The organism is Kitasatospora sp. NPDC015120, assembly GCF_043080305.1.
In the GTDB taxonomy this organism is placed as follows: Bacteria; Actinomycetota; Actinomycetes; order Streptomycetales; family Streptomycetaceae; genus Kitasatospora.
The window spans coordinates 82,928-95,599 of sequence record NZ_JBIBVJ010000001.1 but is presented as its reverse complement, the minus strand read 5'-3'; the positions used below and the strand labels follow the sequence as shown (position 1 = coordinate 95,599).

Here is a 12,672-nt window from a genome sequence, read left to right as displayed (position 1 = left end):
GATCGGCTCGCCGACCGACCGGGCGCGGTGGCGCCGGAGGTCGAAAACCGCCCGTACGCTTCGCAAACCTGACCGCCGAGGGCAGTTGGATCACGCGGACCGCCCCGTGCCCCTTTCACCCCAGGTGATCGCCCGGGCACTGTTCCAAATGCCGAAAGCTGGGCATGAGGATGGTTGGTCAGTACCAAGGAGGCCGACCGGCCGGCGGGGGATCCGGCCCGGCGGCCCGCAACGAGGGCGGGGGCAGGGGTGATGGACGGTCAGTCGCGATTCCCGCGGCAGCGGACAAGTTCGGGCGGAGCCTTCCGGGTGACCGGAACCGGCCAGGGTGCCCCGGCGGGCACGGTGGGCCCCGTGCACGCGGCCGGCCCGGCGGGCGCCACCCGGCCGGGCGTGCCCGCGCCCGGGTGTGCGCTCAACCGCAGGCTCCACCTGGCGCTGGAGGCCGCCGACCTGGTCGGCGTCGGGGCGGTGCGCCGCCGGCTGCGCGCCGCGCTCGGCGTGTGGGGCGTGCCCGAGCTGGCCGACACGGCCGAGCTGCTGACCTCCGAACTGGTCACCAACGCGCTGCAGCACACCGGCCAGGGCGCCGTCTTCGAGGCGGTGCTCACCGGCGACCAGCGGCTGCGCATCGAGGTCCAGGACGGCACGGCCCGCCTGCCCGGGCGCCGCCGCGACCAGGAGGTGGAGTACGCCACCTCCGGCCGCGGGCTGCTGCTGGTCGAGGCGCTCGCCGACTCCTGGGGGGTCCAGCTGCGCGGGGACGGCAAGGTCACCTGGTTCGAGCTGGCCACCGTCGACGCCTGAGACCGCCCCGCCCCGCCCCGGCCCCGTTTCCGTGCTCCGTTCGGCCCTCTCCGGTCCCGCCCGGCCGCCGTTTGTCGTACGAGCACTGTTCGCTGTCGAACGATGCCTGGAAGCGAAGGCGGAAGGCAAGATTTCCGGCCCGTTGCCATTGCCGCCGGGCCGAACATTGGCCAGGATGGTGGGAATGTGTGCCCACGTGCGAGAAGCGGCGGGGAAGGACCACCTCGACCACTGACCGCCCGTCGGCGCGCGACCGTCGAGCACCACCCACACACGCCACGCGGCCCGTCCGGACGGTCGGCGCGGTCCGTCACGGCAGCGGCAGGAGCAGCATGCCCACAGAGTCCGAGTCACCGGGGCCGGCCCTTCCTTCCGGTCCGTCCACGACCGGCTCCGGGCGGGCCAGACCCCCGGCACAGGCGGCCCGGCGGCACGCGCTGCGCACCGCTCCCGGCCTGGCGGCCGGCCGGCTGGCGCCGATGCTCTCCGGCGGCCTGCCGCTCTCCCCGGGCGACACCACGCCGGACTGGCTGGAGCCCGCGATGGCCGCCAACGGCATCGGCTCGTTCGACTGGGACATCCGCCGCGACATCCTGGAGGGCGACCAGCGCGCCTGCACCATCGTCGGGCTCGACGCCGTCGAGAAGGGCCGCTTCGACCGCTCCTCCGCCTCCTTCCTCGCCCTGCTCCACCCCGAGGACGCCCCCGTGGTGCGCCGCCGGGTCGAGCGCGCCGTCGCCGAGCTCGGCCAGTGCGGCGCCTACTACCGGACGGTCGGCCCGAACGGCGCCATGCGGGCCGTCCGGTTCCGCGGCCGGGTCCTGGCCGACGCCTTCGGCCGGGCCTCCCGGATGGTCGGCTTCGTCTGGGACGCCACCGTCGAACTGCACAAGCGCGACCGCGCCGACCGGCTCGCCCTGCTGCGCGAGGAGCGCTCCCGCTTCATCAAGGAGGCCGCCCGCGCCCTCTCCGAGGCGGTCACCGTGCGGGACGTCGCCCGGGTCTTCACCGAGCTGCCGTTGCCCGGCCTGCCGCCGGACGGCCTGGTGCTGGCCTCCTTCGAGGCCGGCCGGGTGCAGATCCTCGGCGCCTCCGGCTACCGCACCGACGAGCTCTCCTGCTACGACCGCTCGGTGCTGCCGCCGAGCCACCCCGCCGCCGAGGCGCTGCGCGGCCGCGCCCCGGTGTTCTGCGCCAGCCGCGAGGAGTACCGCGAGCGTTACCCCGACGTCTGGGAGCAGGCCCGCCGCACCACCCGCAGCTCCTGGGCGTTCCTGCCGCTGGTCGCCAGCGGCCGGGCCATCGGCGTCTGCGTGGTCAGCTTCGACGACGACCGCCGGCTCGACGCCGACGAGCGCACCCTGCTCTCCACCCTCGGCGGCCTGGTCGCCCAGTCACTGGCCCGGGCCCGGCTGCACGACGCCGAACACGAGCTGGCGGCCGGCCTGCAGCGCGTCATGCTGCCGCGCACCGTGCCGTCCGTGCCGGGCGTCACCACCGCCGTCCGCTACCTGGCGGCCGGCTCCGGCCTCCAGATCGGCGGCGACTGGTACGACGTGGTGCCGCTGCCCGGCGGTCACGTCGGCCTGGTGATCGGCGACGTCCAGGGCCACGACGTGCACGCGGCCGGCATCATGGGCCAGCTGCGGATCGCCCTGCGCGCCTACGCCGCCGAGGGCCACCCGCCCGCCGCGGTGATGGCCCGGGCCTCGCGCTTCCTCGCCGACCTCGACACCGACCACTTCGCCACCTGTACCTACGCCGAGGTCAACGTCGACTACGGCGTGGTCTACGCCGTCCGGGCCGGTCATCTCGACCCGGTGGTGCGGCGCGGCGACGGCACCGCCACCACCGTCCCGGTGGCCGGCGGACTGCCGCTCGGCATCGCCCCGGACGAGGAGTACCGGGTCACCCGGTTCAGCCTCGACCCGGGCGAGACCGTGCTGCTCTGCACCGACGGCCTGGTCGAGGCGCGCGGCATGGACCTCGACGAGGGCATCGCCCGGCTCACCGCCGTGCTCTCCGAACCGCTCGTGGACCGCGTCGAGACCGGCCGCGACCCGCTGGACGAGCTCGCCGACCGGATCGCCTCGCAGGCCGCCGACTCCAGCGAGCGCGAGGACGACATAGCGCTGCTCCTGCTGCGCTGGGACGGCCCCGAGGGCGGTCTGGCCGCCCAGCAGCTGCGCCGCCGGATCGGCCAGGCCGACCTCGCCCGGATCTCCGAGGTCCGTGCCGAACTGCGCGACGCGCTGCGCCGCTGGGGGGTGGCGGAGCTGATCGACACCGCCGAACTGCTCTCCTCCGAGCTGGTCACCAACGCCATCCGGCACACCGACCGGGACGCCATGTTCACCGCCCGCCTCTACCGGGAGCCGGCCGCGGACGGCGGCCGGGCGCGGCTGCGGGTCGAGGTGGAGGACGAGTCGGACCTCTGGCCGACCCGCCGCACACCGGGGGAGCAGGCCTCCTCCGGGCGCGGGCTGATGCTGGTCGAGGCGCTGGCCGACGGCTGGGGCGTGGAGCCCCGGGGGTCGGGCAAGCGGATGTGGTTCGAGCTCAGCGCGACGCCCGCGGAGTGACGGCCGGAGCGGTGGCCGGGCCGCCGCCGGGGCGTCAGCCGAACTGCTGCTCCAGGTCCTTCAGCTTCTGCTCCAGCGAGTCCAGCCGGGGCAGCGGCGCGATGTCGTCCTGCGTCGTGAGGTCGAGGGTGCGCCGCTCGGGCACGGCCGGCAGACCGGCCTGGGCGGCGGCGCCCCCGGCGGGCCGCTCCGGCCCCGCGCCCCCGGGGGCCGCTATGACGGACTCCGGGCCGGACTCCAGCTGCCGGGCCGCCGGGGGCGCACCGCCGCCGCGGTGGCGCCAGACGCTGTTGGTGCGGTTGATCGCCCGGATCTCGGCCCGCTCGCGGCGCCCCGCCAGCCTGCGGCGCTCCCTCTCCCGGGCCCGCTCGCGCTTGTCGTCGCGGACCTCGTCGACCGCCTCGTCCAGGCTGCGGACGTTCTCCAGCAGCATCAGCGACCAGGCGGCGTAGGTCTCGCGCGGGGCGCGCAGCCAGCGGACGATCCGGATCTGCGGCAGCGGGCGGGGGACGAGCCCCTGCTCGCGCAGCGCGGCCCGGCGGGTCTGCTTGAGCGCCCGGTCGAACAGCACCGCGGCCGAGAGCGACATCCCCGCGAAGAACTGCGGCGCCCCGGCATGGCCGAAGCCGCGCGGGGCGTGCACCCAGTTGAACCAGGCCGAGGCCCCGGCGAACAGCCAGACCAGCAGCCGGGAGCCGAGCGCCGCGTCCCCGTGGCTGGCCTCGCGCACGGCGAGCACCGAGCAGAACATCGCCGCGCCGTCCAGGCCGAACGGGACCAGGTACTCCCAGCCGCCGGACAGGTTGAGGTTCTGCACCCCGAAGCCGACCAGGCCGTGGAAGGAGAGCGCGGCGGCCACGGCCGCGCAGCAGAACAGCAGCGTGTACGAGGCCCCGCCGTACAGGGACTCCTTGCGGCGGCGGCGCTCCTCGGCCCGCTCCCAGGAATCCGCGGCGGCCCCGCTGCGCGCCGCCCCCCGGCTCCGGACCAGGGTCACCAGGAGCGCGCCGGCCAGCAGCACCGCGACGCCGGTGACGGCCCAACCCAGCGGTATGTCGGACAATGTCATCGCCTGGACCAGCCTCGCTCTCCTGCGTCGCAATTCCCGCGCCGTGACGGCGGGGACCATCATGACGGATGCCCGGCCGGGGAATGACTGATTTCCTGTCAATGCACCGGGGCGGGGGATTTTTGGCGAGGGGTTAATCTTTTCATCGCATTGGCGCGAATAAAAGGGAGTCCGGAATTCCGGACCTTCGCCCCGGTCGGCGGAGCGGTGGCCGGCCCGGCGGCGTTCGCGGGATTCGAGGTGCACGGGGGAGTGGGGCGCCGGGGCGGTGAATCCGGCGCCGGGCGCGAAGGGCGCGCACTCCGGCGCGCCGGGGCCGCTCGCGCCGGGACCACCGGCGGCGGGGGATCACGTGCGCCGGGGGGCCGGTGGAACCCGGGTACGTGAGGGCCGACCCGGCCGGGTCACTGCTCGACCCGGCCAGGTTAGCCTCACCTTAGCTGATCGGCCGCTGTGCCTGCCTCTCGGCGTGCTCGTCCGGGTGGGCACCCGGTGCGCGTGCCGCGCCGAGCTGGCGGGCGAGCCAGACCGGCACGCCCCCCAGCGCCTGCACCAGCCTGGTCGCCTCCGCCCGCAGCCGTACGGCCTCGGCCGGTTCGGACACCTCGGCGAGCGCCGCCAGCGCCGGTGCCACACCCACCGTGAAGCCCAGCTGCTCGCGCAGCCGCAGCGAGGCGTCGAACCCCTCCCTCGCCCGCTCGTGGTCCCCGGCCGCGAGCGCCAGGGCGGCCAGGTGCCGCCAGGTCGAGGAGCGGAGCAGCTCGTCGCCGCGTTCGCCCGCGCCGTCGTGGGCCCGCCGGTAGGCGATCCAGGCCGCCGTCGGATCGCGCAGCAGGTTCTCCGCGACCAGCCCCCGCCGGAAGTCCAGCAGCGGCCGGCCCGGGGCGTCCGGCGGCAGCAGGGCCGAGGTGCGCCCGAGCGCGGCCTGTGCCTCGTCCAGTCGGTCGCGGGCGCCGAGCACACTGGCCACGTACGCCAGGAAGCCGCGCGCGCAGGCCGCCGCCGCACGCTGCTCGGTGGTCGCCGCGACGGCCTCGGCCAGTCGCAGCGCCTGCTCGGCCTGGCTCCAGTGGGCCGCGGTGAACAGACACTGCTCGATCAGCAGTTCGGCCCTGACGAGCGCCGCCGCCGGGTCGCGTTCGGCGGCCGGCCGTAACAGTTCGGCGGCCTCCCGCCAGCACGCCCGGGACCGCAGCCGCCATACGGTGTCCCCCGGCTCCGGAGGCGCCGCCGGCCCCCGTGCGTCCCGGCCGCTCGGGCCCCATCCGTGCTCCGACAACGCCACCTCCTTGTGTGCGCCATCCAGCAGGAAGCGGGCCCCTCCCCACTCGTGGCATGACGCGCCACAGGCCCGCGCTGTGGCGGCAATTCAACACGGGGGCGAGCTTGTGCACCAGATCACGAGCGGAGGTTGTTGCGTCCGGGCGGGTTTTCGTCTAAACGATCAGCGGGCGGCCGGCCGGGGAACCGGACGGAACCTCAGGATGTCCAGCCGGTCTCCATCAGGGCCTCGGCGGCGCCGTTGGCGGGCTGCGGCACTCCTGCCAGGTCCAGGCTGAACAGGGCCACCAGCAGCTGTTCGCCGCGCACCGTGGCCTGGTGCGAATAGCCCGCAAGGGTGAACATCGCGGCGGCCATCTCCTCCGCGTGCAGGGTCTGCAGCCACAGGCACTCGACCGACTTCACGTCGGCCGGCTCCGTCCAGGTGTCCACCTGCGCGACCATCCGGCTGCCCAGCAGGGTCACCCCGTCGCGCTCCTGGGCCTCGGTCAGCTCCAGGTCGTCGAAGCCCAGCCACTCCAGGTAGCGGGCCGCGGTGAAGACGGCGTCCTGGGAGGTCCGCACCGGGTGCGGACGGAACGGCGCGCGCCGCCGCCACGGCGCGGCCGGGGCGCCCGCACCGGCGGCCGGCGGGGCCGCGGCGGGTGCGTCCAGCGAGGGCGCGGGACGCACCGGGTGGGGGTGGGAGGTCCGCGGACCGGCGGCGGCGCCCAGCGGACCGGTGGCGGAGCCGCCGCCCAGCCGGGTGGTGCGGTCCACCGGGAGCCGCACGGTGGCCCCGCAGTTGCAGGTGAACTCGGGCTGCGGCCACTGGTCGGAGCGTCCGCAGTGCGGACAGCGCATGCTCAGCCAGGAGTCCTCCCACGAGCGGAAGCGCACCTGGACCGGCACCCCGCCGCGCAGCAACGGCACCTTGAGCGAGGCACCGCACGGGCAGGGCAGCGACGGCGGTTCGTACAGGTGCTCCCGCCGGCAGGCGGGGCAGCGGATCGCCCGGGCGCCACCCGCCGCCGGGCCGCGTCCGGCCGGGTCGTGTCCGGTGAAGTCGTCGGGCAGTCCGGGCATCGCGGGCACCGTCCGTTCGCATCGGGGGTGGGTGACGTGTCCCATGCTCCCCGAAACCCGGGGGGCGCGGCGCGGAATGCGGCAATCCTCAGGGACGAATCAGGGGTGTGCGCTCGATCGATCGGCGGAGAGGAGGAGACGCCTCCCTCCCGGGCGGGAGCCGGGCCCTCCTCCCGGGCGAACGGGGGTGGACGCGTGCGGCCCGGTGCGGCCCGTGCGTCACTCCGCGCCCCACCGGGCGAGGTCGTCGGGGGTGTCGAGGTCGTCCGGGGCGGCGACATCGGCGCACTCGACCAGCGTGAGGTCGTCCGCGTGCGCCGCCAGCAGGGCGCGCGCCCCCGCGTCGCCGTGCGCGCCCTGCGCCGCCTCGGCGAAGTGCCGGGCCCCGATCAGCACGGGGTGCCCGCGCCGGCCGTGGTACGCGGCGGCGGCCAGCTCCGCCCCGGCCCGGTGCGCGGCCAGCAGCCGGGCCACCGCGGCCGGGCTCACCCCCGGCGTGTCCACCAGCATCACCAGCGCCGCCGGGGAGCGGGCGGGCAGTGCGGCCAGCCCGGTGCGCAGGGAGGAGCCCAGGCCGCGCTCCCAGTCCGGATTGGCCACCAGACGGCAGCCCGGCAGATGGGCCGTCGAGCGCACCCGCTCCCGGTCCGCGCCCAGCACCACCGTCACCTCCCGGCAGCCGCCCGCCCGGACCACCGCCACCGTGTGCTCCACCAGCGGCCGGCCCCGGTAGCGCACCAGCGCCTTCGGCCGTCCGCCCAACCGCCGCCCGCCACCGGCGGCCAGCACCAGGGCGGCCACCGTTCCGCTCCGTTCCATGCACCCAGCCTGCCCCGCCCGGCCGTCGTCCCGCACCGCCCGGGGCCGTCGGCCGTCCGTCCGCCCCGGTCGCCGCCGGCCCGCCGGCCCGCCGGCCCGTCGGCCGCGGCCGTCAGCCGTTCGCGCGGGCCGTCGGCCGGGTGAAGTGCGCACGATAGGCGCGCGGCGTCATGCCGACCCGTTGGAGGAGGTGACGGCGCAGCGAGTCGGGGGTGACGAACCCGGTGCGGGCGGCGACCCGGTCCACCGGCAGGGCGGTGGACTCCAGCAGCTCCCGGGCCTGTTCGAGGCGCTGGGTGAGCAGCCACTGGAGCGGGGTGGTCCCGGTCTCGGCCTGGAAGCGGCGGTTGAGGGTGCGCACGCTCACCCCCGCGTGCGCCGCCAGCCCGGCCAGGGTGAGCGGCTCGGCGAGCCGGGTGAGGGCCCAGGCCCGGGTGGCGGCGAGCGAGCTGCCGTCCGGGGCGGCCACCGGGGTCGGCAGGACCTGTCCCTGGCCGCCGTCGCGGACCGCGGAGACCGCCGCCAGCCGGGCCACCGCGTTGGCCACCGCCGCGCCGTGGTCGGTGCGCACCATGTGCAGGCACAGGTCGATGCCGGCGGTCAGCCCGGCCGAGGTGAGCACCGGGCCGTCGTCGACGAACAGCGCCTGCGGGAGCACCCGCACCTGGGGGAAGCGGTGCTCCAGCGCGCCCGCCTGCACCCAGTAGGTGGTGGCGCTGTGCCCGTCCAGCAGTCCGGCCTGGGCGAGGACGAAGGCGCCGGTGCAGATCGAGGCCATCCGCGCGCCCCGGGCGGCCGCGGCGCGCAGGGCGGCGAGGATCCGCTCGTCGGCGTCGGTGCGGGAGGCCGAGCCGGTCACCAGCACGGTGTCGGCGGTGGCGATCGCGTCCAGGCCGTGCGGGACGACGACCTGGAGGCTGCTGGTGCTCGCGACCGGTCCGGGCTCGACCGTGCAGATCCGCACCCGGTAGGCCGGGCGGCCGTCCACCTCGGCGGAGCCGAAGACGATGTCGGGGATGGCGAGGTCGAAGGCGGTCACCGGGGGCACGGCGACGACCGCGACCCGGTGCACGTCCGCGGCCGGCCGTGCGGGCGGGAGCGCGGACGGGGGCGCGGGCGCGGGCGGGAGCGCGGACGAGGGCATGGCCAGAACCTCCGGAACCTTGGCAGCCGGAGCCCTGCCGCGCGGCGGGGCCCTGGCCGAGAGTTGATCACGGCGCCGCCCAGTCCGGCGTCACCACCCCTCAGGCAACCCGGGAGCCCCCCATGTCCTTCCACGTCGTCACCGGCGCCGGCCCGACCGGTACCGCCACCGCCCTGCGCCTGGCCCGGGAGGGCGAGCGGGTCCGCCTCGTGACCCGCCGCGGCGGCGGTCCCGAGCACCCCGGTGTCGAGCGCGTCGCCGCCGACGCCACCGACGCCGACGCCCTCACCGCGCTGGTCGAGGGCGCCCACACGCTGATCAACTGCGCGGCCCCGCCGTACCACCGCTGGCCGACCGGGTTCCCGCCGCTCGCCGCCGCCCTGCTGACCGCCGCCGAACGGTCCGGCGCGGGCTACGTGATGCTCGGCAACGTCTACGGCTACGGCCCGGTGGACGGCCCGCTCACCGAGGACCGGCCGGCCGCCCCGAGCAGCCGCAAGGGCACCTTGCGGGCGGCCCTGTGGGCGGACGCGCTGGCCGCCCACGAGGCGGGCCGGGCACGCGTCACCGAGGTGCGGGCCAGCGACTTCCTCGGCCGCGGCGCGACCTCGCTGTTCGCCCTCACCGTGGCGCCGGCCGTGGTGGCGGGCGCACCGGTCGGCTACCCCGCCGACCTGGACGCGCCGCACAGCTGGAGCTACGTCGGCGACGTGGCCGCCACCCTGGTCGCGGCCGCGCGCAACGAGGCGTCCTGGGGCCGGGCCTGGCACGTGCCCAGTACGAGCGAGGCCTCCGCCCGCGAGCTGTCCGCGCTGCTGGCGGAGGCGGCCGGAGCGCCGCGGCCGGCGCTCACGGCGGTCCCGGCGGCGGAGCTCGCCGGGACGGGCGACGAGATCCTCGCCGAGGTCGAGGAGATGGCCTACCTCTACGACCGGCCGCTGCTGCTCGACTCGGCGCTCACCCGGCAGGTGCTGGGGGTGGCGGCGACGCCGCTGGGGACGGTGGTGGAGGAGGTCGTCCGGGACCTGCGGGTGTGAGCTTCGCCATGATCGAAATGCTCCGTGTTGTGGTGGCTTGACCGCCCGCGGGGCGGCTGGTCTGCTGGTGCGCCGTCAGCCGCCCGCCCACCTGGGGAGTCCCCGTGTCCGCCCGCCGTCGCACCACCCTGTCCGCCACCGCCGTGGTCCTCCTGATATCCGCCGCGGTGCTGAGCAGCTGCTCGGACGACAAGAAGCCGGCGGACGGCGGCGCGTCCGCCGGCTCCGGGGCGGCGGCCGCGGCGGGCCGGGGCACCAGCCCGCTGGAGAACCCCGACGGCACCAAGCCCGGTCTGGCGCCGCTGACTTCGGCCGAGGACCAGAAGGCCGGCCGCGAGCTGATCGCCAAGGTCGCCACCGCCGCGGCCGGCCCCAAGGACGGCTACGACCGCAATGAGTTCGGCCCGGCCTGGACCGACAACGTGGACGGCATACCCGGCGGGCACAACAACTGCGACACCCGCAACGACCTGCTGGCCCGGGACGGTTCGGCGGTGGAGCGCAAGGACGGCTCGACGTGCGTGGTCAGCTCGATGACCATCCACGACCCGTACACCGGCAAGACGGTGGAGTGGGACAAGAAGCAGGCCTCCAGGATCCAGATCGACCATGTGATGCCGCTGTCCTACGACTGGCAGATGGGGGCGAGCAAGTGGGACAAGCCGAAGCGGGTGCAGATAGCCAACGACCCGCTCAACCTCATCCCGGCCGACGGCTCGCAGAACGCCTCCAAGGGCGACTCCGGCCCGTCCGCCTGGCTGCCGGCCAACCCGGAGATCCGCTGCTCCTACGCGGTGCGCTTCGCCCAGGTGTCGCTGAAGTACCAGCTGCCGGTGACGGACGCCGACAAGAAGGCGATGCTGCAGCAGTGCGGCGGCTGACCGAACGCTGACGAACGGCCCGCGAACCCTCCGAGGAAACGTTTCCTCGGAGGGTTCGTCGCTCTTTGTCCGGAAGCGTGCACGGCCGGCGGCCCGCAGCGGGCGGGGCACCGTCAGCAGTCGGATCGTCAGGTGGTATTCGTGTGCGGTGCATTCGATGATCACCCGGTTCTCGCGACGCGCCCTGCCCGCCGTCGCCGCCGCCACCCTGCTGGCCGCCTGCACCAGCTCGGGCGGCTCCACCGACGCGGCCCCCGGCACGCCGTCCACCGCCGCGACCGCCACGCCGTCGCCCACCGGCCCCGCGACCGCCGCCACGGCCCCCGCCCCGGCGCCCACGCCGACCGCCACGCCCACGCCGACCGCGAAGCCCACCGGCCAGGCGGACCCGGCCCTCCAGGCCTTCTACGGCCAGCAGCTCGGCTGGGCGGCCTGCGAGGACGACCCGAGGACCGCGAAGACCGACGAGTCGGCGGTGCAGTGCACCACCCTCAAGGTCCCGCTGGACTACGCCGACCCGGGCGCCGGCACCCTCGACGTCGCCGTGGTCCGCAAGCCCGCCACCAAGCCCGGCGAGCGGATCGGCGCCGTCGTCGTCAACCCCGGCGGGCCCGGCGGCACCGGCGTCGGCTTCGTCCAGCGCAACCCCGACTACTTCCAGAAGGGCGTCCGGGAGCGCTTCGACACCGTCGGCATCGACCCGCGCGGCGTCGGCGGCACCTCCCCGGTGAACTGCCTCGACGACAAGGCCCGCGACGCCTGGCTCGGCGCCGACGACCCCGGCCCGGAGCACGGCAAGGTCCTCGCCGACGCCTGCCAGGCCAAGTACGGCAAGCTGCTGCCCTTCCTCGGCACCCGCGACTCGGTGCGCGACATGGACGTGCTGCGCGCCGCGCTCGGCGAGCAGAAGCTCACCTACTTCGGGCTCTCCTACGGCACCTACATCGGCAGCGTCTACGCCGAGGAGTTCCCGGACCGCGTCGGCCGGCTCGTCCTGGACGGCGCCGTCGACCCGTCCCTGCCGCTCGCCCAGCACAACATCGAGCAGTACGCCGGGTTCGAGCGCTCGCTCAACGCCTTCGCCGCGTACTGCGCCAAGAAGTCGCCGTGCCCGCTCGGCAAGGACCCCGACAAGGCCGCCGGCAAGCTCGCCGACTTCCTCGACGGGCTCAAGCAGAAGCCGCTCACCACGAGCACCGGCCGCGTCCTCACCAGCACCCTGGCGTGGACCGGCGTGATCGAGGGGCTCTACGGCGACGAGAGCGCCTGGGAGCAGCTGCGGACCGTGCTGACCCAGGCCATGGCCAACGGCAAGGGCGACCTCCTGCTCGGCTACGCCGACTCCTACAACCGGCGCGACAAGGACGGCCACTACAACGTCTCCGCCGACGCCTACACCGCCATCCACTGCGCCGACGGCGCGACCGACGTGCCCGCCGGCGACGCGCTCCAGGCCGCCTACGCCGACCTGGCCGCGAAGGCCCCGCTGATCAGCCGCCACGACCCGAGCGCCGCCGTCTTCGACCCGGACTGCCGGGCCTGGCCGTTCCGTTCGGCCGAGCGCTCGCATCCCATCAGCTCCAAGGCTCAGGCGCCGATCGTGGTGGTCGGCTCCACCGGCGACGCGGCCACCCCGTACGCCAACGCCGAGAAGCTCGCCAGCCAGCTCGGCAACGCCGTGCTGCTCACCCGCGAGGGCGAGGGGCACACCGGGTACGGCTGGAGCGCCTGCATCCGGACCGCGGTGGACGCCTTCCTGCTGGAGGGCACCGCGCCGGCCGCCGGGACGCGCTGCGCGAGCGACCCCGCGCAGTGAGCCGCGGGCAGCCCTGACGCAGGACAACGGCGGGGCGGGGGGCCGGGGGGGGACCCGGGGGCGCCCCCCCCCCCGCGCGGGGGGGGCCGGCCCGCCGGGGGGGGGGGCCGGGCGCCCGCGGCGGCGACGCCGGGGACCCCGCGGCGGGGGCCGGGGGGGGGGGGGGCGGGG

The 12,672-nt window shown here is 76.0% G+C and carries 10 protein-coding genes; 5 read left to right on the top strand and 5 right to left on the bottom strand.

The genetic code is table 11. The features are described from left to right. Positions 1 to 309 precede the first annotated feature (309 nt). Positions 310 to 807, top strand: coding sequence for an ATP-binding protein (locus ACF1AK_RS00370; protein WP_391496553.1), 498 nt, complete (start codon positions 310 to 312; stop codon positions 805 to 807). A 332-nt stretch (positions 808 to 1,139) separates the two neighbouring features. After that, positions 1,140 to 3,389, top strand: coding sequence for a SpoIIE family protein phosphatase (locus tag ACF1AK_RS00365; protein WP_391496552.1), 2,250 nt, complete (start codon positions 1,140 to 1,142; stop codon positions 3,387 to 3,389). A gap of 34 nt (positions 3,390 to 3,423) precedes the next feature. Here ACF1AK_RS00365 and ACF1AK_RS00360 read toward each other — a convergent pair whose 3' ends face one another. From ACF1AK_RS00360 to ACF1AK_RS00340, 5 genes are all read right to left on the bottom strand, one after another. Continuing rightward, positions 3,424 to 4,458: a DUF2637 domain-containing protein gene (locus tag ACF1AK_RS00360; protein ID WP_391496551.1), complete on the bottom strand. Its 1,035-nt coding sequence runs from the start codon at positions 4,456 to 4,458 to the stop codon at positions 3,424 to 3,426. 436 nt (positions 4,459 to 4,894) lie between these two features. Beyond that, on the bottom strand, positions 4,895 to 5,737 hold the full coding sequence (locus ACF1AK_RS00355) for a hypothetical protein (RefSeq protein ID WP_391496550.1): 843 nt from the start codon (positions 5,735 to 5,737) through the stop codon (positions 4,895 to 4,897). A 200-nt stretch (positions 5,738 to 5,937) separates the two neighbouring features. Beyond that, positions 5,938 to 6,804: a hypothetical protein gene (locus tag ACF1AK_RS00350; protein ID WP_391496549.1), complete on the bottom strand. Its 867-nt coding sequence runs from the start codon at positions 6,802 to 6,804 to the stop codon at positions 5,938 to 5,940. Between the two features lie 219 nt (positions 6,805 to 7,023). Next, positions 7,024 to 7,623 (bottom strand): NTP transferase domain-containing protein, encoded by a 600-nt coding sequence (locus ACF1AK_RS00345; protein ID WP_391496548.1) that lies wholly within the window; start codon positions 7,621 to 7,623, stop codon positions 7,024 to 7,026. A 112-nt stretch (positions 7,624 to 7,735) separates the two neighbouring features. Then, positions 7,736 to 8,767 carry a GlxA family transcriptional regulator gene (locus ACF1AK_RS00340; protein WP_391496547.1) on the bottom strand — a complete coding sequence of 344 codons (1,032 nt, stop codon included), beginning with the start codon at positions 8,765 to 8,767 and terminating at the stop codon, positions 7,736 to 7,738. Between the two features lie 122 nt (positions 8,768 to 8,889). On the opposite strand from ACF1AK_RS00340, the gene ACF1AK_RS00335 reads away from it, so the two are divergent. The 3 genes from ACF1AK_RS00335 to ACF1AK_RS00325 all read left to right on the top strand — a co-directional run bounded on the left by ACF1AK_RS00335 (position 8,890) and on the right by ACF1AK_RS00325 (position 12,501). Continuing rightward, a complete protein-coding gene (locus ACF1AK_RS00335; protein WP_391496546.1) occupies positions 8,890 to 9,804 on the top strand; it encodes an NAD-dependent epimerase/dehydratase family protein in 915 nt (304 codons plus the stop codon). 104 nt (positions 9,805 to 9,908) lie between these two features. Further along, a complete protein-coding gene (locus ACF1AK_RS00330) occupies positions 9,909 to 10,685 on the top strand; it encodes an HNH endonuclease family protein (protein ID WP_391496545.1) in 777 nt (258 codons plus the stop codon). A 157-nt stretch (positions 10,686 to 10,842) separates the two neighbouring features. Next, positions 10,843 to 12,501 carry an alpha/beta hydrolase gene (locus ACF1AK_RS00325; RefSeq protein WP_391496544.1) on the top strand — a complete coding sequence of 553 codons (1,659 nt, stop codon included), beginning with the start codon at positions 10,843 to 10,845 and terminating at the stop codon, positions 12,499 to 12,501. Positions 12,502 to 12,672 lie beyond the last annotated feature (171 nt).

Coding starts and splice junctions, on each gene's coding strand:
- ACF1AK_RS00325 (WP_391496544.1), top strand. CDS start 10,843: ATGATCACCCGGTTCTCGCGACGCGCCCTGCCCGCCGTCGCCGCCGCC.
- ACF1AK_RS00350 (WP_391496549.1), bottom strand. CDS start 6,804: ATGCCCGGACTGCCCGACGACTTCACCGGACACGACCCGGCCGGACGC.
- ACF1AK_RS00335 (WP_391496546.1), top strand. CDS start 8,890: ATGTCCTTCCACGTCGTCACCGGCGCCGGCCCGACCGGTACCGCCACC.
- ACF1AK_RS00360 (WP_391496551.1), bottom strand. CDS start 4,458: ATGACATTGTCCGACATACCGCTGGGTTGGGCCGTCACCGGCGTCGCG.
- ACF1AK_RS00340 (WP_391496547.1), bottom strand. CDS start 8,767: ATGCCCTCGTCCGCGCTCCCGCCCGCGCCCGCGCCCCCGTCCGCGCTC.
- ACF1AK_RS00365 (WP_391496552.1), top strand. CDS start 1,140: ATGCCCACAGAGTCCGAGTCACCGGGGCCGGCCCTTCCTTCCGGTCCG.
- ACF1AK_RS00345 (WP_391496548.1), bottom strand. CDS start 7,623: ATGGAACGGAGCGGAACGGTGGCCGCCCTGGTGCTGGCCGCCGGTGGC.